The organism is Streptomyces sp. NPDC051740 (genome assembly GCF_044453165.1).
GTDB lineage: Bacteria > Actinomycetota > Actinomycetes > Streptomycetales > Streptomycetaceae > Streptomyces > Streptomyces atrovirens.
In genome coordinates, this window is the sequence record NZ_JBITCL010000018.1 from 1 (window position 1) to 18,572 (window position 18,572).

General features: G+C 72.0%; 18 protein-coding genes and 1 pseudogene. 10 read left to right on the forward strand and 9 right to left on the reverse strand.

Features of this window, described 5'->3' with window-relative positions:
- Positions 1–411 precede the first annotated feature (411 nt).
- Positions 412–1,590, forward strand: a complete 1,179-nt coding sequence (sucC, locus tag ACIA6T_RS26300; protein WP_399448943.1) for an ADP-forming succinate--CoA ligase subunit beta — start codon at positions 412–414, stop codon at positions 1,588–1,590.
- A gap of 22 nt (positions 1,591–1,612) precedes the next feature.
- Complete coding sequence (sucD, locus tag ACIA6T_RS26305; RefSeq protein ID WP_030829714.1) at positions 1,613–2,497, forward strand: succinate--CoA ligase subunit alpha; 885 nt, start codon at positions 1,613–1,615, stop codon at positions 2,495–2,497.
- Positions 2,498–2,588: 91 nt separating this feature from the next.
- Here sucD and ACIA6T_RS26310 read toward each other — a convergent pair whose 3' ends face one another.
- Positions 2,589–3,761 (reverse strand): sigma factor-like helix-turn-helix DNA-binding protein, encoded by a 1,173-nt coding sequence (locus tag ACIA6T_RS26310; protein ID WP_399448944.1) that lies wholly within the window; start codon positions 3,759–3,761, stop codon positions 2,589–2,591.
- Between the two features lie 96 nt (positions 3,762–3,857).
- Here ACIA6T_RS26310 and ACIA6T_RS26315 point away from each other — a divergent pair, with 96 nt between their 5' ends.
- The gene (locus tag ACIA6T_RS26315; protein WP_399448945.1) at positions 3,858–5,759 is read left to right on the forward strand and encodes a DUF6350 family protein; all 1,902 of its coding nucleotides are present in this window, start codon (positions 3,858–3,860) and stop codon (positions 5,757–5,759) included.
- Between the two features lie 9 nt (positions 5,760–5,768).
- Here the strand turns inward: ACIA6T_RS26315 and ACIA6T_RS26320 are convergent, their stop codons facing one another.
- A complete protein-coding gene (locus tag ACIA6T_RS26320; protein WP_399448946.1) occupies positions 5,769–6,545 on the reverse strand; it encodes a hypothetical protein in 777 nt (258 codons plus the stop codon).
- Positions 6,546–6,919: 374 nt separating this feature from the next.
- Here ACIA6T_RS26320 and purN point away from each other — a divergent pair, with 374 nt between their 5' ends.
- Together purN and purH are read left to right on the forward strand one after the other, a co-directional pair.
- The gene (gene purN, locus ACIA6T_RS26325; RefSeq protein ID WP_384706668.1) at positions 6,920–7,558 is read left to right on the forward strand and encodes a phosphoribosylglycinamide formyltransferase; all 639 of its coding nucleotides are present in this window, start codon (positions 6,920–6,922) and stop codon (positions 7,556–7,558) included.
- Positions 7,555–9,117, forward strand: coding sequence for a bifunctional phosphoribosylaminoimidazolecarboxamide formyltransferase/IMP cyclohydrolase (gene purH / locus ACIA6T_RS26330; protein ID WP_399448947.1), 1,563 nt, complete (start codon positions 7,555–7,557; stop codon positions 9,115–9,117). The genes purN and purH overlap by 4 nt, the downstream gene beginning before the upstream one ends.
- A gap of 42 nt (positions 9,118–9,159) precedes the next feature.
- Here the strand turns inward: purH and ACIA6T_RS26335 are convergent, their stop codons facing one another.
- The 4 genes from ACIA6T_RS26335 to ACIA6T_RS26350 form a co-directional block, all read right to left on the reverse strand.
- Positions 9,160–9,909, reverse strand: coding sequence for an ALF repeat-containing protein (locus ACIA6T_RS26335; RefSeq protein WP_399448948.1), 750 nt, complete (start codon positions 9,907–9,909; stop codon positions 9,160–9,162).
- Between the two features lie 270 nt (positions 9,910–10,179).
- Positions 10,180–10,731: a peptidoglycan-binding protein gene (locus ACIA6T_RS26340; protein WP_399448949.1), complete on the reverse strand. Its 552-nt coding sequence runs from the start codon at positions 10,729–10,731 to the stop codon at positions 10,180–10,182.
- A gap of 101 nt (positions 10,732–10,832) precedes the next feature.
- Positions 10,833–11,240 carry an ATP-binding protein gene (locus tag ACIA6T_RS26345; protein WP_399448950.1) on the reverse strand — a complete coding sequence of 136 codons (408 nt, stop codon included), beginning with the start codon at positions 11,238–11,240 and terminating at the stop codon, positions 10,833–10,835.
- Positions 11,237–11,443, reverse strand: coding sequence for a hypothetical protein (locus ACIA6T_RS26350; protein ID WP_399448951.1), 207 nt, complete (start codon positions 11,441–11,443; stop codon positions 11,237–11,239). Before ACIA6T_RS26350 ends, ACIA6T_RS26345 begins: the two co-directional genes overlap by 4 nt.
- 289 nt (positions 11,444–11,732) lie before the next feature.
- Here ACIA6T_RS26350 and ACIA6T_RS26355 point away from each other — a divergent pair, with 289 nt between their 5' ends.
- Entirely contained in the window at positions 11,733–12,422 is a 690-nt protein-coding gene (locus tag ACIA6T_RS26355) for a DUF5753 domain-containing protein (RefSeq protein ID WP_399448952.1), read from the forward strand.
- Positions 12,400–12,603 (forward strand): DUF397 domain-containing protein, encoded by a 204-nt coding sequence (locus ACIA6T_RS26360; RefSeq protein WP_399448953.1) that lies wholly within the window; start codon positions 12,400–12,402, stop codon positions 12,601–12,603. Before ACIA6T_RS26355 ends, ACIA6T_RS26360 begins: the two co-directional genes overlap by 23 nt.
- Before the next feature lie 41 nt (positions 12,604–12,644).
- Here the strand turns inward: ACIA6T_RS26360 and ACIA6T_RS26365 are convergent.
- Positions 12,645–13,595, reverse strand: a pseudogene (locus ACIA6T_RS26365) (protein kinase); the annotation flags it as partial.
- Positions 13,592–14,332 carry an FHA domain-containing protein gene (locus tag ACIA6T_RS26370; RefSeq protein WP_399448954.1) on the reverse strand — a complete coding sequence of 247 codons (741 nt, stop codon included), beginning with the start codon at positions 14,330–14,332 and terminating at the stop codon, positions 13,592–13,594. The gene ACIA6T_RS26370 and the pseudogene ACIA6T_RS26365, both read right to left, overlap by 4 nt.
- 459 nt (positions 14,333–14,791) lie before the next feature.
- Here ACIA6T_RS26370 and ACIA6T_RS26375 point away from each other — a divergent pair, with 459 nt between their 5' ends.
- The gene (locus tag ACIA6T_RS26375; RefSeq protein WP_399448955.1) at positions 14,792–15,817 is read left to right on the forward strand and encodes an ArsR family transcriptional regulator; all 1,026 of its coding nucleotides are present in this window, start codon (positions 14,792–14,794) and stop codon (positions 15,815–15,817) included.
- A gap of 103 nt (positions 15,818–15,920) precedes the next feature.
- Here ACIA6T_RS26375 and ACIA6T_RS26380 read toward each other — a convergent pair whose 3' ends face one another.
- Entirely contained in the window at positions 15,921–16,496 is a 576-nt protein-coding gene (locus ACIA6T_RS26380) for a hypothetical protein (RefSeq protein ID WP_399448956.1), read from the reverse strand.
- A 282-nt stretch (positions 16,497–16,778) separates the two neighbouring features.
- On the opposite strand from ACIA6T_RS26380, the gene ACIA6T_RS26385 reads away from it, so the two are divergent.
- Entirely contained in the window at positions 16,779–17,633 is an 855-nt protein-coding gene (locus ACIA6T_RS26385; RefSeq protein WP_385058804.1) for a bifunctional methylenetetrahydrofolate dehydrogenase/methenyltetrahydrofolate cyclohydrolase, read from the forward strand.
- A 100-nt stretch (positions 17,634–17,733) separates the two neighbouring features.
- A complete protein-coding gene (locus tag ACIA6T_RS26390; protein WP_399449055.1) occupies positions 17,734–18,174 on the forward strand; it encodes a DUF3017 domain-containing protein in 441 nt (146 codons plus the stop codon).
- Positions 18,175–18,572: the final 398 nt, after the last annotated feature.

The following is an 18,572-nucleotide window of genomic DNA, read 5'->3' on the forward strand; positions in this document are numbered from 1 at the left end:
ACTGCCCCGGTACTTCCCACCCCGGTGGTTGGGGCGGGGGGCACCGTGGGGGGGGGGGGCCGGCCCCCCTGGGGGGGGGGGCCCGCCCACCCCGCACCCCGGAGAAACAGGGCGTTCACCGCCCCTCCGGGCTGTTCGAAAGAGCCTCACCGGGCCAACCCCAGCCCGGTGAGGCCCCTCACGCCCGGCACGCCGTGCCAGAGAAGGAGGCATCATGTGACAGGTATCACCGCTCACGTGTGACCCGCGATTTAGAGAGGTCCCCCAAGCGGCGATAACCTGCGAGACGGACATGCCGCGCGCTCGGACACCGTGTGCGCCTCCCTTGTGACACAGCGGACGTCACGTTGCCCTTCGCGGCACGCCCACGCATCCAACGAACCGCGAGATCACTGATAGGGACGGAAGCGCGTGGACCTGTTCGAGTACCAGGCGAGGGACCTCTTCGCCAAGCACGATGTACCGGTGCTGGCCGGTGAAGTCATCGACACGCCTGAGGCGGCCCGCGCAGCCACCGAGCGTCTCGGTGGCAAGTCCGTCGTCAAGGCCCAGGTGAAGGTCGGCGGCCGCGGCAAGGCCGGCGGCGTCAAGCTCGCCGCCACCCCCGACGAGGCGGTCGAGCACGCGACCAACATCCTCGGCATGGACATCAAGGGCCACACGGTCCACAAGGTGATGATCGCCGAGACGGCCCCGGAGATCCTGGAGGAGTACTACGTCTCCTTCCTCCTCGACCGTGCCAACCGCACCTTCCTCTCCATCGCCTCCGTCGAGGGCGGCATGGAGATCGAGGAGGTGGCGGCCACCCGCCCCGAGGCCGTCGCCAAGACGCCGATCGACGCCAACGAGGGTGTGACCCCCGCCAAGGCCCGCGAGATCGTCGAGGCCGCGAACTTCCCGGCCGAGGTCGCCGACAAGGTCGCCGACGTCCTGGTCACCCTGTGGAAGACCTTCGTCGCCGAGGACGCGCTCCTCGTCGAGGTCAACCCGCTGGCCAAGGTCGCCTCCGGTGACGTCATCGCCCTGGACGGCAAGGTCTCCCTGGACGAGAACGCCGAGTTCCGCCAGCCGGAGCACGAGGCCCTCCAGGACAAGGCCTCGGCCAACCCGCTCGAGGCGGCCGCCAAGGAGAAGAACCTCAACTACGTCAAGCTCGACGGTGAGGTCGGCATCATCGGCAACGGCGCGGGTCTCGTCATGAGCACCCTGGACGTCGTCGCCTACGCCGGTGAGGCGCACGGCGGCGTCAAGCCCGCCAACTTCCTCGACATCGGTGGTGGCGCCTCCGCCGCCGTCATGGCGAACGGCCTGGAGATCATCCTCGGCGACCCGGACGTCAAGTCCGTCTTCGTCAACGTCTTCGGCGGCATCACCGCGTGCGACGAGGTCGCCAACGGCATCGTGCAGGCGCTGCAGCTGCTCGCGGACAGGGGCGAGGAAGTCACCAAGCCCCTCGTCGTCCGCCTCGACGGCAACAACGCCGAGCTGGGTCGCAAGATCCTCTCCGACGCCAACCACCCGCTGGTGCAGCGCGTGGACACCATGGACGGCGCGGCCGACAAGGCCGCCGAGCTCGCGGCTGCGAAGTAAGGGAAGAGGGACTAAGACAGCCATGGCTATCTTCCTCAACAAGGACAGCAAGGTCATCGTCCAGGGCATGACCGGTGCCACGGGCATGAAGCACACCAAGCTCATGCTGGCCGACGGCACGAACATCGTCGGTGGCGTGAACCCCCGCAAGGCGGGCACGTCCGTCGACATCGACGGCAACGAGATCCCGGTCTTCGGCACGGTCGCCGAGGCGATGGAGAAGACGGGCGCCAACGTGTCCGTCCTCTTCGTCCCGCCGGCCTTCGCCAAGGCCGCCGTCGTCGAGGCCATCGACGCCGAGATCCCGCTCGCGGTCGTCATCACCGAGGGCATCGCGGTGCACGACTCCGCCGCCTTCTACGCGTACGCCGTGGAGAAGGGCGACAAGACCCGGATCATCGGCCCGAACTGCCCGGGTCTGATCACCCCCGGTCAGTCGAACGCCGGCATCATCCCGGGCGACATCACCAAGCCGGGCCGTATCGGCCTGGTCTCGAAGTCCGGCACGCTGACGTACCAGATGATGTACGAGCTGCGTGACATCGGCTTCTCCTCGGCCGTGGGCATCGGCGGCGACCCGGTCATCGGCACCACGCACATCGACGCGCTCGCCGCGTTCGAGGCCGACCCCGACACCGACCTGATCGTGATGATCGGTGAGATCGGCGGCGACGCCGAGGAGCGGGCCGCGGCGTTCATCAAGGAGAACGTGAAGAAGCCGGTCGTCGGCTACGTCGCGGGCTTCACCGCGCCCGAGGGCAAGACCATGGGCCACGCCGGCGCCATCGTCTCCGGCTCCTCCGGCACGGCCGCCGCGAAGAAGGAGGCCCTCGAGGCCGCCGGCGTCAAGGTCGGCAAGACCCCGACCGAGACGGCGAAGCTGGCGCGCGCGATCCTCGCCGGCTGAGCAGGCGGCGCAGAGCCGCGCCGAGCGACACCGTACGGGTGGGCCCGTTCCCCGCAGTGGGGGACGGGCCCACCGTCGTCTCCGGCCCAGGTCAACGCGCCTGCGGCGCCAGCCGTTCCGGTCCCCCCGGCAGCTCCTCCCGCAGCCGGTCGCGCAGCTCCCGCTCGTCCTCCGAGAGGGGGCCGGGTGCCACCCGCGGCGGAACGCCCCGCACCGTCTCGCCCGGCGGCACCGGTGGCTCGTAGCCGGTCGGGGCCGTGCACAGGGTGAGCGCCGTGGTGCCGATCAGCGCGACCGTGAACGCGACGGCGGCCCGGGTCCAGAACCGGGCCCGGCGCTCGCTGCCGCCGCGCACCACCGGCGGCTCGGCCGCCCGGAGCCGCCCGGTGGAGGCCAGCTCGGCCAGCCGCCGGTGCAGCTCGCCCGGGTCCGACAGTTCCGGGAGCCGGGCGGCGACGGTCTCGCGCGCGTGCGTCAGCCGGCCGGCCGTCGCCCGGGTGCTGGCCTCCGTCTCCGCCGCCGTCTCGGGCAGACCGAGGCCGAGGCCGTCGTACAGCAGGAGCGTGCGGCGGTACGGCGGCGGCAGGCGCAGCAGCGCCTCCAGGAGCGCCCGGTCGTCCTCGTCGGGGGGCGGCGGTTCGGGCTGCCGGTGGCGGCGGCGGTACCGGTGCCACGGGGAGAGCGCCCACTCGTACGCCGCCGCGCGCACCCAGCCGGCCGGGTCCGGGTCCCGGGCCACCTCGGGCCAGCGGTCCCAGGCGAGCTGGAAGGCCCGTTCCACGGACTCGCGGGCGAGTGCGCGGCGGCCGGTGAGCAGATAGGCCTGCCGGACGAGGGCGGGGGCGCAGAAGGAGTACAGGGCGTCGAAGGCCTGAGCGGGCGTCGTCCGCCCCTCGCGGGAGGCGGACGACGGCGGGGGCGCCTGCGCGAACGCGGAGGGTTCCGGCGCGACCGCGCCGAGACGGCCGTCGCCGGCCGGTTCCTCCAAGCACACCGTCACCACCGCCGCGGCCTCCTCCCGCCGAACGGGGACGGACTCCCGGGCCCCGCCGTCGGCGGTCCCTTCCGCCAGGCCGGCCAGCAGCTTCGCGTACGCCTCCCGGTTCCGGCCGCGCGGTGTGCTGCGGCCGGACTCCCACGCGCGCACCGTCTCGGGCCGGACGCCCACACGCTCCGCGAGCTGACGTCGCGTCAGTGAGGCCGCCGCGCGCAGGTGCCGGCGTTCGTCGGGTGAGGGGAGCGGGGTGGCGGGGCTCCGTGTCACTGGGCGCCCCTCCGTCCAGAAAAGTACATAAACGTATATTGAGCGACACAGCCGCGCTTCGCCCGTTACACCGGGAAAGCGCGTGTCGTTGGGAGCATGGCGGACGTGACCCAGATGACCGCTCGCCGTACGACGCCGGCCGCCCTGCTCACCCGCGTGCGCGACCGCTCGCCGGGGCTCGCCTCCGGCCTCCTCGGCGGCGCCCTCGCGGCCGGACTGGGGCTCGCGGTGTTCGCCGTCCTCGTGATCCTGCTGTGGATCAGCTCGCCCTACCCCGACAGCGGGCCCGGCGGTGCCCTGCGCATCGCGGCGGCGCTGTGGCTGCTCGCCCACGGCGCCGAACTGGTCCGCGCCGACACCCTCTCCGGCGTCCCCGCACCCGTGGGCATTTCGCCGCTGCTGCTGCTCGCGCTGCCGGTGTGGCTGCTGCACCGGGCGGCCCGCGACGCGGCGGAGGGCGGCGCGGGCGGCGCCAGGGAGGCCCCGCTGGTCCCCGGCCGTACGGCGTGGGCGGGCGTCCTCCTCGGCTACCTCGCCGTCGGCGCGCCCGCCGCGCTCTACTGCGCGGGCGGCGGGCTGCGGCCGGCGTGGGAGGGGACCGCCGTGTGCGTGCCGCTGGTCGCCGGACTGGCCGCGGGGGCGGGGGTGTGGACGGCGTACGGCCGTCCGAGCGGACCGCTGGAGCGGGTGCTGGGCGCGGTGCTGCCGAGGGGCGCACGCCATCTGGTCCTCGGACCGGACGGCCGTCCCGGAGTCGTGGCGCGGGCGGCGGCGGCCGGGGCGGCGGTGCTGGCCGGCGGCGGGGCGCTGCTGCTCGTGGTGTCGCTGGGACGGCACGGCGGGGAGACCCGGCAGGCGTTCCTGCGGCTGACGGAGGGCTGGTCGGGTTGGCTGGCGGTGCTGCTGCTCTGCGTCACGCTGGCGCCGAACGCCGCGGTGTGGGCGGCGGCGTACGCCCTCGGCCCCGGCTTCCTCCTCGGGACCGGCGCCCAAGTGACCCCGCTGTTCTCCCCGTCCGCCCCGTCGCTGCCGCCGTTCCCGCTGCTCGCGGCGGTGCCGGACGCGGGAGCGGGGACCGCGCCGAACTGGGCGGCGGCGGCGCTGCCGGTGACGGCCGGACTGGTGGCGGGGTGGTTCGTGGGCCGGGGCGCCGCGCGGAGCGGGCCGGCGCCCGCCCCGGCCTGGACCCGTGGCCGGACCGCCGGGGCGGCGGGACTGACGGCCGTGCTGTGCGCGGCCCTGCTGTCCGTGCTCGCCGCGTTCGCGGGCGGGCCGCTGGGAGTGGCCGCGCTCTCCCGGTTCGGCCCGGTGTGGTGGCAGGTGGGAGCCGCGACACTGGCATGGCTCACGCTGGTGGCGGTCCCCACGGCCCTGACGGTACGGGCCTGGCGCCGCCGCCCACCCGGAGACGAGGCGGGGGAACGGCTCCCGGCGTCGGGGTCGTCACGGAACCGCCGGGGCCTGGTGCACCGGCTTCTGGGTCCCGGATCGTCACGGAACCGCCGGGGCTCGGGGAGCCGGTTTCCGGCGTCGGGGTCGTCACGGGACCGCCGGGGCCTGGTGCACCGTCTTCTGGGTCCCGGATCGTCACGGAACCGCCGGGGCTCGGGGAGCCGGTTTCCGGCGTCGGGGTCGTCACGGAACCGCCGGGGCCTGGTGCACCGGCTTCTGGGTCCCGGATCGTCATGGAACCGCCGGGGCTCGGGGAGCCGGTTTCCGGGGGCGGGGTCGTCACGGAATCCCCGGATCCCGGGGAACCGGCTCCCGATGCCCGGTGCGCCGCGGAACCACCGCACCCCGGAGGCGGCGAAGCCGGCGCCGCCCGTACGCGGCGGGCCGGTCCCGCCCCTCCCGCGTGACGACCCCGACGAGCCGTACCTGCTCCACCACACCCGGGAACCCGCGTCCGACCCGTGGGACTGGGACATGCCGTTCGGCGTGCGGGACGCGATCACCGCCCCCGGCGAGGAGGGCCCCACGTCCGGCGCACGGGAGTGAGGACGGGGGTCAGCCGCCGTCCCCCAGGAGGTCGCGCAGCTGCTCCGGGAGGAGATCGCTGCAGGACTGGCGGGCCTCCTGGGTGAGGGCGTCGTTGGTGCAGGTGTAGTAGTCGCTGTAGACCAGCTGGGCCGTGAAGGACGCGGCGACCAGGGCGAGCGCCAGCGATCCCGTGACCAGTCCGCTCACCGCGGCCGTGGTCTGCGGGCGGCCCTTCGGCTCGGGCGCCGGGGTGTCCGGGTCCTGCGCGCGGGGCTTGCCGCGCAGGGCGCTGATGCCCCAGTACAGGGCGAGCGCGCCCAGCAGCAGCGCGACGTACGGCCAGCTGAACAGGCCGAAGAAGAAGGCCCACATGCCGGACAGCAGGGCGAGGCGCGCACGGCGCTGGGCCGGGTCCGTGGGATCCCAGCGCATGCCGGGTCCCTGAGGGCCGCCGCCGCCCTGCCCCTCGGGGCCGCGCGGGCGCTCGCCGAAACCGCCGGGGGAGCGGCCGGGCTGCCGGTCGCTCCAGTTCCGGCCCCAGGAGGGGCGGTCGCCGCCCTCCCCGCCGGACGGGTGCCTCGGCTGCCAGGGCCGGTCGGGAGTCCCCTCCGGCGGCGGCGCGAACGGGTTGCTGTCCTGGGGCTCCCGGGCGCCTTCGTCACCACGGCGCCCGTCGTCCTCGCCCTCACCCCGGGGCGCGTCGGGCGGCGAGGCGGGGCGCTCCCGCAGCAGCACGGCACCCCGCTCCCCTCCCTGGGCGGACTGCTGGGGAAACGTGAGAAGTCGCAGGCTGCGGTCCGGCATCAAGTGAGCGTCTTCCCCTTAATGAAGCACGGCGTGGTCCGGCGTGGCCGCCTCGCACGACGTATTCGACTACGACTGGGCTGGTGAACCGGTGCGTTCCCGTCGGCTCTCCGCTGCCCGGGTCCGTCATCCTGTGAACGCCCGGTGCACGGTTCGCGTTCCCACGCGCCCCGACGTTCCAGGACCGGCTCTTCCCAGACGCTACCTTCCGGCCACGCCCCCGTCCCGTGGGGGCCGCCCGGTGTGCCGGTATCGTTGCTGACGGTCGGCCGCTTCGTAGGCTTCCCCGTATCCGGGGACGCGAAGCATTCGTAGGAATGTACAAAGCGCTGTGCCGCCGACCGTACAGACGCTCCCCGAGAAAGGGCCCCACCGTGGCCGCCAAGCCCGTGGCCGAGCGCGCCAGGCGTCTCGTCGTGCTGGTCTCCGGATCCGGCACCAACCTCCAGGCGCTCCTCGACGAGATCGCCGCCACCGGCGCCGAGGCGTACGGGGCGGAGATCGTGGCCGTCGGCGCCGACCGCGAGGGCATCGAGGGGCTGGCCCGCGCCGAGCGCGCCGGGCTGCCGACCTTCGTGTGCAAGGTCAAGGACCACCCGACCCGTGAGGAGTGGGACGCGGCGCTCGCCGAGGCCGTCGCCGCCCACGAACCCGACCTCGTGGTGTCCGCCGGGTTCATGAAGATCGTGGGGAAGGAGTTCCTCGCGCGTTTCGGCGGGCGGTTCGTCAACACCCACCCCGCCCTGCTGCCCAGTTTCCCCGGAGCCCACGGCGTACGGGACGCGCTCGCGTACGGCGCCAAGGTCACCGGCTGCACCGTCCACTTCGTCGACGACGGCGTCGACACCGGGCCGATCATCGCGCAGGGCGTGGTGGAGGTCCGGGACGAGGACGACGAGAGCGCTCTGCACGAGCGCATCAAGGACGTCGAGCGAAGGCTGCTCGTCGAGGTCGTGGGGCTCCTCGCCCGCAACGGCTACCGCATTGAGGGACGAAAGGTAGTTATCCAGTGACCGCCGAGAGCAACAAGCGGGCCATCCGACGGGCGCTCGTCTCCGTCTACGACAAGACCGGCCTCGAGGACCTCGCGCGCGGCCTGCACGAGGCCGGCGTGGAGCTCGTCTCCACCGGGTCCACCGCCGCGAGGATCGCCGCCGCGGGCGTCCCCGTCACCAAGGTCGAGGAGCTCACCGGCTTCCCCGAGTGCCTGGACGGCCGCGTCAAGACCCTGCACCCGAAGGTCCACGCCGGCATCCTCGCCGACCTGCGCCTGGAGGACCACCAGCGGCAGCTCGCCGAGCTGGGCGTGGAGCCGTTCGACCTCGTCGTCGTGAACCTCTACCCGTTCCGTGAGACCGTCGCCTCGGGCGCGACGCCCGACGAGTGCGTGGAGCAGATCGACATCGGCGGCCCGTCGATGGTGCGCGCCGCCGCCAAGAACCACCCCTCGGTCGCCGTCGTGACCAGCCCCGCCCGCTACGGCGACGTCCTCGCCGCGGTCCAGGACGGCGGCTTCGACCTCACCACCCGCAAGCGGCTCGCCGCGGAGGCCTTCCAGCACACGGCCGCGTACGACGTGGCGGTGGCCTCCTGGTTCGCCTCCGAGTACGCCCCGGTCGACGACTCCCGGTTCCCCGACTTCCTCGGCGCCACCTGGGAGCGCAAGAACATCCTGCGCTACGGCGAGAACCCGCACCAGCCCGCAGCCCTCTACGTCTCGGGCACGGGCGGCCTCGCCGAGGCGGAGCAGCTGCACGGCAAGGAGATGTCGTACAACAACTACACGGACACGGACGCCGCCCTCCGTGCCGCGTACGACCACGACGGGCCGGCCGTCGCGATCATCAAGCACGCCAACCCGTGCGGCATCGCGACCGGCGCGGACGTCGCCGAGGCGCACCGCAAGGCGCACGCCTGCGACCCGCTGTCCGCGTTCGGCGGGGTGATCGCGGTCAACCGCCCGGTGTCCAAGGAGCTGGCCGAGCAGGTCGCGGAGATCTTCACCGAGGTCATCGTCGCGCCGGACTACGAGGAGGGCGCCCTCGACGCCCTCACCAGGAAGAAGAACATCCGGGTGCTGCGCGCCCCCGAGGCCCCGTCCGCCCCGGTCGAGGTCAAGCCGATCGACGGCGGCGCCCTGCTCCAGGTCACCGACCGCCTCCAGGCCGAGGGCGACGACCCGGCCACCTGGACGCTGGCCACCGGCGAGGCCCTGACCGAGGCGGAGCTGGCCGATCTCGCCTTCGCCTGGAAGGCGTGCCGCGCGGTGAAGTCCAACGCGATCCTGCTCGCTAAGGACGGCGCCTCCGTCGGCGTCGGCATGGGCCAGGTCAACCGCGTCGACTCCGCGAAGCTGGCGGTGGAGCGGGCGGGCGCCGAGCGCGCGGCCGGTTCCTACGCCGCCTCGGACGCGTTCTTCCCGTTCCCCGACGGCCTGGAGATCCTCACCGAGGCCGGCGTGAAGGCCGTGGTCCAGCCCGGCGGCTCGGTCCGCGACGAGCTGGTCGTCGAGGCCGCGAAGAAGGCGGGCGTGACGATGTACTTCACGGGCACGCGCCACTTCTTCCACTGACGGCCCGTCCGCCCGTCCACATGGACGGGCGGACGCAGCCCCCTACTTGTCCACCTCGTACTGGCCGACCTCGAGGAAGTGCCGCAGTTCCTCGGGCGTACCGTCGATGACCTCCTCGGCCGCCGCGCGGAGCGCGTCGCTGATGTCCGGGTCGGCCAGCATGCGGGCGACGGCGACACGGTCGTCCTCGGCCTGCGCGAGCCGGTAGCCGGTCTCCAGCCAGGTGCGGAGCTTTTCGGGGGTGGGCGCGTCGAGGAGTTCGTAGATCTCCTGCTTGACGCGCTTTCCGGCGTAGGGCTTGCCGAGGATGGTGAAGACGGCGACCTGGTCGTCCTCGTACTGGGCGAGGCGGTAGCCGGTTTCGAGGAAGGCGCGGGCGGCTTCCGGGGTGCCTGCTTCGAGGGCTTCGGTGGCTTCGCGTATGACGCCCTTGCCGGAGTCGGGCTTGCCGAGGATGGTGAAGACGGCGACCCGGTCGTCCTCGAACTGCGCGAGCCGGTAACCGGTCTTGAGGAACTCACGCATGTCCTCCACGCTGCCGTCGAGGGCCTCGTTCGCCTCCCGCTCGACGCCCCTGCCGGAGTCCGGGTCGGCCAGGACGCGGGCGATGGCGGCGCGCAGCTCCTCCTCCGACATCTCGTCCACCGGCGTACCGGGGTCGTCCGTGGCGGCCGACGCCGTGACGGCGACGGAAGCCTGCGCCGAGCCCGCGGCGAACGCCGGACCGGTGAGAAGGAGGGCCGGCGTAAGCGCAGTGGCGGCCACCGCCAGAACACCGCGGGTCAGTCTCATGCGTGAACCTGCCTGTTCGGTAAGGGCTTTCACGGAAGACGGCGACTGCCGTCCCGAACATCCTTTCACCGCCCCGGACCGGAGATCACTGCCGGATACAGGCAGTCCTGACGCGCCGTCATTGCCGGAACACCCTCGGACCGTGACGTCTGCCGTCGGGGGACACGGCGGGGCCCGGCATCAGCTGATCAGCTGATGCCGGGCCCCGCCGTACTGGATGTCTCCGCCGTCGGACCGTCGGGCCGGGCCGCACAAGGCCGCCCGCCCGGATCAGTCGCAGGTGTTGGAGGTGTAGCTCGTGGTGTGCCACGCGTCGTTGTGGTAGATCCGGTACTTTCCGTCCGTCCGGTAGACGTCGAAGTAGTACCTCGTCCCCTGGTAACGGACGTGCAGGTTCCCGCCCGAGGCCGTACTGCCCCCCAGGTAGCGCAGCTTGCTGTCGGCGTAGCCGAAGGTGTTCGGGCCGACCTTGCCGTCGGCGTCGCTGAACGAGTCGGCGAGTCCCCAACTCACCTGCAGCCGCTTGGTGGCGTGCTGTGTGTTGGACCCGAAGTGGCCGTCGATGTCCGACATGTCGAAGTCGGTGCCGTCCGACTCGTTGGCGCCCTCCGCCAGGAGAATGATCTGCCACAGGCAGGTGGCGTTCGAGCTGCTGTACGAGGACGTGGACAGGATGCCCTCGTCGCCGAAGTCGTCGGTGTACGTATCGGCGCCGCTGACGTATCCGCTGGAGGCCGAGGCGGAGGCGGGCGAGGCGCTCACGGCCAGAGCACCGGCGGCGAGCGCGGCGACGGCGGCGGCGCCCAGGCGAGTGCGTGTCATACGGAGGTGCATGGAGGTTCCTTCCCCGTTGGTCCGGTGGTACTGGTGTTTCGCCGTGACCATGCTGCGCGGGACGGGCGATCGGAGGTACCTGCAAAGTTTCAGGTGTGCGGGGCGGAACCAGCCGTGTATTGGGGCGCTTCTCCCCGCAACTCGCACCACACCGTCTTGTCCGCAGGCGTCAGCCACACTCCCCAGCGCCGTGCGAGCGCGTCGAGCAGCATCAGACCGCGGCCGGTCTCGTCGTCCTCGTCCGGTCTGCGTGCGACGATCCAGGCGTGCGGGTCGGAATCGGTGAGTTCCACGCGGGTACGGCCGTCCGCCGTGCGGATCAGGCGGAGGGTCACCGGCGTGCCCTCGCCGACGTGGTCGATCACGTTGGTCAGCAGCTCGCTGACGCAGAGCTGGACCTCGGGGCAGGACGCGCCGAGGTGTTCGCGGACCGTCCGGCGAACCTCGGGTACCGCCTTGGGGGACGCGAGCAGTTCGAGCGTGAGCGGTTCGGTCACCGGCCGGCCGCCTTGCGCAGGACGGCGGTCAGGGCGCGGGCGGTGGCCGTGTTGCAGTTGCCGAGGGAGATGAGCGGGGGTTCGGCGTACGCGCCTGCGAAGGTCGGCAGGTCCACGGCGAGGGAGGGGAGCGTGATGCCGTGCGCCTTCAGCGCGGTGCGGAGCTGTTCGACACAGGTTTCCGTGTCGTCGTGGTGGTGCATGCCGTGCGCCTTTCTGCGGCCTGTGCGTTCCGTGACGAACCTCTCACAGAGTGGCATCGGGCGGCGTGCGGTGAGAAGGAGTTCAGGTTGCGCACGACAACCGGCAAACGGAGGTGGTGGGTCGTGCCCGCACGCAAGGACCCCGACGCGTCGACGAGCGTCCCCTGCTTCTACGGCGCCGAGTTGCGCTACAAGCGGGAGCAGGCGGGGGCTGACGCTGGAGCAGTTGGCGGAGGGGAGTTTTCGGGGCATCTCGTTCCTCGGCCAGATCGAGCGGGGGGAGCGGCGGATGCCGATCGATCTGGCCAGGCATGTGGACGAACGGCTGGGAACGGACGGATTTTTCCAGCGGCGGTGTGAAGACGCGGCCAAGGCGCGGCAGGCGGGGCACGCTTGGTTCTACGCCGACGTCCCGGACCTGGAGAAGCAGGCGCAGACACTGGAGGAGTGGGCGCCCGGGGGTATTCCGGGGCTTCTGCAGACCGGTGCGTACTATCGGGGCCGGATTCAGTACGGGGATCCGGAAGCGTCACCGGAGGCGGTCGAGGAGCGTGTCCGTGCACGGTTGGCGCGTGCGGAGTTGTGGAAACGCGAGGACCGGCCCACCTGCTGGGGGATTCTGAGTGAGTCGGCCATCCGGCGAACACCGCTTCCCCCAGCGGTGATGGCCGAGCAGGTGGAGCACATCCTCGACGTGGCCCGGTCCACACGGAGTGTTCTTCAGATCGTGCCGGAAACGACCTTCTGGCACCCGCTCGGTCAAGGCATGGCCAAGATCATGACCTTCGCCGACGCCCCGCCGTTGGTGTACACGGAGGGAGATTTCACCAGGCAGATCGTCGACTATCCGGCCCACGTGAAGCAGTACCGTCGTAGATACGATTTGCTCAGGGCCGTCGCGCTGTCACCCGAGGCGTCTCCGAGCTTGATGGACGACGCGGCGAGGACCTACGGAAATGAAGCGCAGCACGGCGATTGACCTGGGCTCTGTCGCTTGGCGCAAGAGCAGCTACAGCAACGACACCGGCGGCGACTGCCTCGAAGTCGCCGACGACCTCCCCGGTCTCACCCCCGTCCGCGATTCCAAGAACCCCCAGGGCCCCGCCCTGCTCTTCGCGGCGGACGCCTGGAACCACTTCATCGCTTCCCTCGCGAACTAGCCTGTCCTGCGCAGGGCGTGCCGAGTGGCTGGGCCTACCGCCACGGGACGCCGCCACCGCCGGGGCTTCCACCGGGGCGACCGGGGCGGGCGCGAGGTGCCCGCGCTCCGCTCCACGCGACGCAGCAGCGCCGCCGTGTCCGCGGTCCGGTCCTCGTGGGAGGGGGCCAGACAGTCCCGTACGATCTCCCGCCAGCCCTCGGGGAGTTCGGGGGAGAGCCGCAGCTCCTCCGCGCCACGGGCGTAGCGCATCGCCGCGTCGGTGCGTGCCTCCGTGGTGCCGCCCGGGAGCGGGAACGAACCCGCGAGGACGACGTGGGCCAGCACGCCGAAGGCCCAGATGTCGGAGGTGGGGTGGATCCGGGTGCCCCGCGCGTCGGTCTCCGGCCAGAGCAGTTCGGGGGCGGTGTAGTCCGGGGTGCCGAACGCGGGGGCGTAGGCGTGGGTGCCCTCCAGTTCGGCGGCCGTGCCGAAGTCGGCGAGCCGTACCGAACCGTTCGCCATCAGCAGGACGTTGGCCGGTTTCAGGTCCCCGTGCACCCAGCCCGCGTGGTGGAGCTGGTGCAGGCCCTCGCAGATCTGGGCCAGCAGGGTGGCTCCGGCCTCCGGGGCCGGGCTCCGGTCCAGTACGGCGTCCAGGGACTCCTCGGCCCGCTCCAGGACCAGGACCGTGGTGCCGTCCAGCTCCGGCCGGCCGGGGTCGTCGACCGTCAGGGTGTCGTACATCCGGATCAGCCGAGGGGAACGGAGCCGGCGCAGCAACCGCACCTCGCGTTCGGCCAGATCGCGCAGGTGGTGCGGTCGGCGGGGGGTGCGGGTGCCGGTCGGGAGGAACTTCAGCGCCGCCCGGCGCGGCAGTCCGCCCTCGTCCGCGGTGTGCCGGACCGCGTGGTAGACCGTGGCGAACGCACCGGACGCGAGCGGTTCGCGCACCTCCCAGGCGCCGAGGCGGTAGCCCTCGGGGACCGGAATCGCGTACGGCCGCCCGGTCACCGCGCCGCCCCGCTCGGGACGGGGGTGAGCACCACGAGGTCGTCCTCGCGGACGAGGTCGAAGCGGAGCGCCAGGGAGGCCAGCGACTCCTTCTTGCCGTGCACGCGGCGTCCGGGCTCGGCCTCGTCGGGGCCGGGACGCAGGCGCAGTTTGACGGCCAGGTAGTCGATGTTCCAGTAGACGGCGGAGCGGGTGACCTTGGGCCAGCCGGGACGCAGCCGCTCCACGATCTCCTCGACCGCGGGCAGCGGGGCACTCGGTTCGCCCCGCAGGCGGCGCTCGCACAGGACGGCCAGCACCGCGAAGTACCGTTTGGTGCGGTCCAGGGCGAACGCCGGCACGGTGGCGGATCCCGCGAGTTCGCGGCGCTCCACGCTGCGGAAGGCGTGCCGCGGTGCCCAGACGTCGAAGGAGAGCAGGTCGCCCGCGGCGGGCAGGGTCACCCGGGAGAACTCGAACGGCACGGGCGCGTCCACACGGCCCGGTGTGACCTTGACGTGCTCACCGGCGCCCTCCGGATTCTCCACCACGTAGGTCTGGTCCTCGCTGAGGTTGCTCAGCAGCCAGAACGTGCGGTGCGCGGTGATCTCCCCGGCGATCCGGGGCACTCCCTCGTGCGCGATGGCGAGGCCGTTCCGCCGCCGGGCCCGGCCGAACTCGATGCGTTCACCCGCGCCCAGTCTTATCTGTTCGTCCCCGATGCCGCTCGACGGCGGCACGACAATGACGCTGTACATGGAGTCGTTCCCCCTTCCCCGATTTCTCGGGGTCGACTTTCCCCAGTCCATTGAAGGAAAGGGTAAGCGATGTCAGGGACGTTCGGCGGTCGAACTTTTCCGGACGTACCCCGGTTCATGCCTTGTGAGCTGGGCTTTTGCGGTGAGTGTCAAATGTGTTGATTGGTTGGCGGCGGACTGCGAGCATGAACCAGGCAGGTGGTTTGTTCTTCACTGCGCAGGCGGCTCTTTTCGTCCTCTACGGAAAGTGAAGAGGGCTTTTCTTTCGGGTGGGGACTGCCGAATTTCGGAGAGCCGCACCCTTCGTCCGGTGAATGCGGGCAAGGACAGCGCGCCCACGTCCCGGCCACATGCCCGTTCAGCCCTCGTTTATCGGATCCTGATCCCGGCTTCCTACGATCGTCCGGCCGACCACCGGTGCGCCGTAGAACAGGATCCGGACTCGACTGGGGGAACGACATGCTCCGCATTCACTTCACCGACGTGGATCTGGCCAGGACCCGGCTCGCCCCCGCTCCCGATCCGCTCTTCGAGGTCGCCGCGAGCCTGCACCGGTTCCAGTCCCGGAAAGGGCGGTGGGCCTACACCGGGTGGTACCGCGGCGCACGGGAACAGATGCGGGAGAAGGGGCTGGAGCGGCTCCTGCGGAGTGTTCTGCTGCCCCTGTACCCGAGGGCCGCGTACTTCCCGGACTTCCTCACCCCGGTCGACGCCGTGAACGGTCTGGACGCGGGACTGGAGTCGATCCTGGCCACGCCCCCGGAACGGGTCGTGGCGGAGATGGGCATCCTCGACCGGACCGTCGGAGCACCCGCGTGGAGCGGACGGCTGGCCGAGTACAAGGCGCGCAAGGAGCTGGTGGGGGCGTTGCGCGCGTACCACGAGACCGTCATCGTCCCCCACCGGGAGCAGGTGCAGGCGCGTATCGAGGCCGAGCGGGCCGTACGCTGCCGGGGGCTGCTCGACGGCGGGGTGGAGGGCATGCTCGCCGGGCTCGGGCCCCTGCTGCGCTGGCGTCCGCCCGTCCTGGAGGTCACCTACCCCCGGCAGACGGCGGACCGGGACCTGTACCTGAACGGCCGTGGGCTCACGCTGGTCCCCTCGTACTTCAACTGGGGCGAGCCGGTCGCCTACGCCGACCCGGGGCTGCCGCCCGTGCTCTGGTACTCGCTGCTGCACGAGCCCGGGGCCCGCTCCCCGAGCGCCGACGACCCCGGGCGGTCCCTGACGAACCTGCTCGGCCGGGCCCGCGCGGTCGCCCTGCACGCCGCGTCCGGCGGCGCCACGACCGGTGAGATCGCCCGCGCCGCCGGGGTATCGGCCTCCGCCGCCAGCAGACACGCCACCGCGCTGCGCGACGCGGGACTCCTCACCACGGTCCGCAACGGCCCGGCCGTGCTGCACACCCTCACCCCCACGGGCGCCTCCGTGCTGCGCGCCGCCCTGCGGAAGGCGAACGAGGACTCCGCGGGCACGCCGGCCTGAGCCGGTGGACCCGGACGCACCAGGGCCGTGTCCCCCTCGTGCGGGTGGGACACGGCCCTTGGTGGCGGTGTGCTCGGGGCGGCCGCCCTCGGCGCGGCCGCCCTCAGTAGCGCGGGCGGTTGAACCAGGCCTTGCCCGCGGCGTTGCCGACGAACACGGCTATCAGGATCGCCAGCACCGTGTGGATCAGACCCACCAGGATGAAGGGGTAGATGCCGAGGACGGCGGTGATGATGCCGAAGATCAGCGCGGTGATACGGACGCCGTTGCCGCCCTTGCCGAACTTGACGGCCAGCACGAGCGCGAACACGCCCCACGCCAGCGCGAACACGGTCAGACCCCAGAGCAGGCCGGACGAGTAGTCGGCGAGCTGCTCGAACGCGGGATCCTCACTCAGCGTCGGGTCGTCCTTGGCGGCCTCCACGCCCGCGGCGCTGATCGCGAACAGCGCCACGCCGATGAGCTGCAGGGCCACGATGACCCACAGCAGCACGCGTGCCGTGCTCACCGTTCCCGGCATGGACGTCGGTACCGGGGCGCCGGAGTAGGCGCCCACCGGCGGCGCCGCCGGGTAGCCGTACCCCTGCTGAGGCTGCTGGGGGTAGCCGTAACCGGGAGCCGGCGGCTGCTGGCCACCCTGCGGGGGCCCATAGGGGTTGTTCGGGTCGCCGAAACTCATGGCGGTTCTTCCTCCGTTGCGCTTCAGGTGCGGGGACGACGCGAGACTCGGCGCGGAGGAAGTTCTACAGATGCGGTCCGTCCCCCCGGTTCTGCCCGCGGCACTGTGTCCTCATCGTTCTTGACCGTTCCTTTCCTTGTCCAGGCGCAGGCCGTATGTGTTGTGCAAGTGCAACATCACGATCTTGACCGGAAACGGGTGATACGTGGTGAGAGGGCGCCGCGGTCGCCCGGTATGCGGGCGGATTGGAACCGGGGCCCGGTCATCCGCGAGGATGGGGGCATGACCGCCCAGATTCTCGATGGCAAGGCCACCGCAGCCGAGATCAAGTCCGATCTGACCGCCCGTGTGGCGGCGCTGAAGGAGAAGGGCGTCACGCCCGGCCTCGGCACGATCCTCGTCGGGGAGGACCCCGGCAGCCAGAAGTACGTCGCCGGGAAGCACCGCGACTGCGCCCAGGTGGGCATCGCCTCCATCCAGCGCGAACTGCCGGACACGGCCACACAGGAGGAGATCGAGGCGGTCGTCCGCGAGCTGAACGAGGACCCCGCCTGCACCGGTTACATCGTCCAGCTTCCGCTGCCCAAGGGCATCGACGAGAACCGCATCCTCGAACTGATGGACCCGGGCAAGGACGCCGACGGCCTCCACCCGATGAACCTCGGCCGTCTCGTCCTCAACGAGCCGGCCCCTCTGCCCTGCACCCCCAACGGCATCATCACCCTGCTGCGCCGCCACGGCGTGGAGATCAAGGGCGCGGAGGTCGTGGTCGTCGGTCGCGGTGTGACCATCGGCCGTCCGATGCCCCTGCTGCTGACCCGGCGCAGCGAGAACGCCACGGTGACCCAGTGCCACACCGGCACGCGTGATCTTTCGGCCCACCTCCGGCGCGCGGACATCATCGTGGCCGCCGCGGGCAGCGCCCATCTGATCCGCCCCGAGGACGTCAAGCCGGGCGCGGCCGTCCTCGACGTCGGCGTCTCCCGCAGTGCCGAGGGCAAGATCCTGGGCGACGTCCACCCGGGCGTGGCCGAGGTGGCCGGCTGGGTCGCCCCGAACCCCGGCGGCGTCGGCCCGATGACCCGGGCCCAGCTGCTGGTCAACGTGGTCGAGGCGGCGGAGCGCAGTGTCGGCTGAGCGGAACGCGCCGGACGTCTCCGAGGAGCGGACCGAGGGGCGGGCCGGGGGACAGACCGAGGAGCGGGCCGGGGGACAGACCGAGGAGCGGGCCGAGGAGATCACGGTCCGTGATCCCGTCAGCGCGCCCGACGCCGAGGGCAGGCCGCGCCGCACCACCCGGCGGTTCCCCCTGTTCACCAGGGACACCGCGCGCCCCGAGGGCGGAGGCAGGGCCGCCCCCGGCGACGCCCCCGCGCCCGCCCGTCAGTGGCCGATCCTCTCCGTGCTGCTCACGGTCGGAGCGGGGCTGTTGCTGACCGCGCTGGACCAGTTCCGGCTGGGCACGCTGCTGGTCGGCGTGGCGCTGGTGGCCGGGGCCGTGCTGCGGTGGCTGGTGCGGGACGTGGGCATGCTCGCGGTGCGTTCCCGTTTCACGGACATCGTGACGTACGGGGGGCTGGGGCTGGTGATCGTGATGCTGGCGCTGATGGTGCAGCCGAAACCGCTGCTGGAGATTCCGTTCCTCAAGGACACGCTGCACTTCACGGTCGACGGTTAGCCCGCGTTCTGTGAGCGGCGGCCCGTCCGCACCCCCGTGAGAGGACGGGCCGCCGCCGGGGAACACGTTCCTGCACCGTGAAGGGCCTGTTCAACGGCTGTCCGGGGGCTGTGGCACGGAAGTGACCGTTTCGGTACGGTCCCGGAATCCCCGTACAGCCCTGCGATGCGGCTGGGGCGGCGGTGTTGGTGCCGGGCGGGGGTGGGTCGCGCTGCCCGGTGCTTGCGGGGTGCCTCCCCCGGAGGGGGTGCCCCCAGCCCACCCGTGCCGCCCCAGCGGCACGACTGCCCGCGGAGGGCGGGGCGTGCGGCTGTCCGCGGATCGCGGAGTGTGTCGATGTATTGACAAGTTTGTCGTTGTGCGCCGAAGTGGGGGGACGGCGGGCTAGCGTGAATGAA

Coding starts and splice junctions, on each gene's coding strand:
- sucD (WP_030829714.1), top strand. CDS start 1,613: ATGGCTATCTTCCTCAACAAGGACAGCAAGGTCATCGTCCAGGGCATG.
- ACIA6T_RS26315 (WP_399448945.1), top strand. CDS start 3,858: ATGGCGGACGTGACCCAGATGACCGCTCGCCGTACGACGCCGGCCGCC.
- ACIA6T_RS26320 (WP_399448946.1), bottom strand. CDS start 6,545: ATGCCGGACCGCAGCCTGCGACTTCTCACGTTTCCCCAGCAGTCCGCC.
- ACIA6T_RS26335 (WP_399448948.1), bottom strand. CDS start 9,909: ATGAGACTGACCCGCGGTGTTCTGGCGGTGGCCGCCACTGCGCTTACG.
- ACIA6T_RS26340 (WP_399448949.1), bottom strand. CDS start 10,731: ATGACACGCACTCGCCTGGGCGCCGCCGCCGTCGCCGCGCTCGCCGCC.
- ACIA6T_RS26350 (WP_399448951.1), bottom strand. CDS start 11,443: ATGCACCACCACGACGACACGGAAACCTGTGTCGAACAGCTCCGCACC.
- ACIA6T_RS26355 (WP_399448952.1), top strand. CDS start 11,733: ATGCCGATCGATCTGGCCAGGCATGTGGACGAACGGCTGGGAACGGAC.
- ACIA6T_RS26360 (WP_399448953.1), top strand. CDS start 12,400: ATGAAGCGCAGCACGGCGATTGACCTGGGCTCTGTCGCTTGGCGCAAG.
- ACIA6T_RS26370 (WP_399448954.1), bottom strand. CDS start 14,332: ATGTACAGCGTCATTGTCGTGCCGCCGTCGAGCGGCATCGGGGACGAA.
- ACIA6T_RS26375 (WP_399448955.1), top strand. CDS start 14,792: ATGCTCCGCATTCACTTCACCGACGTGGATCTGGCCAGGACCCGGCTC.
- ACIA6T_RS26380 (WP_399448956.1), bottom strand. CDS start 16,496: ATGAGTTTCGGCGACCCGAACAACCCCTATGGGCCCCCGCAGGGTGGC.
- ACIA6T_RS26385 (WP_385058804.1), top strand. CDS start 16,779: ATGACCGCCCAGATTCTCGATGGCAAGGCCACCGCAGCCGAGATCAAG.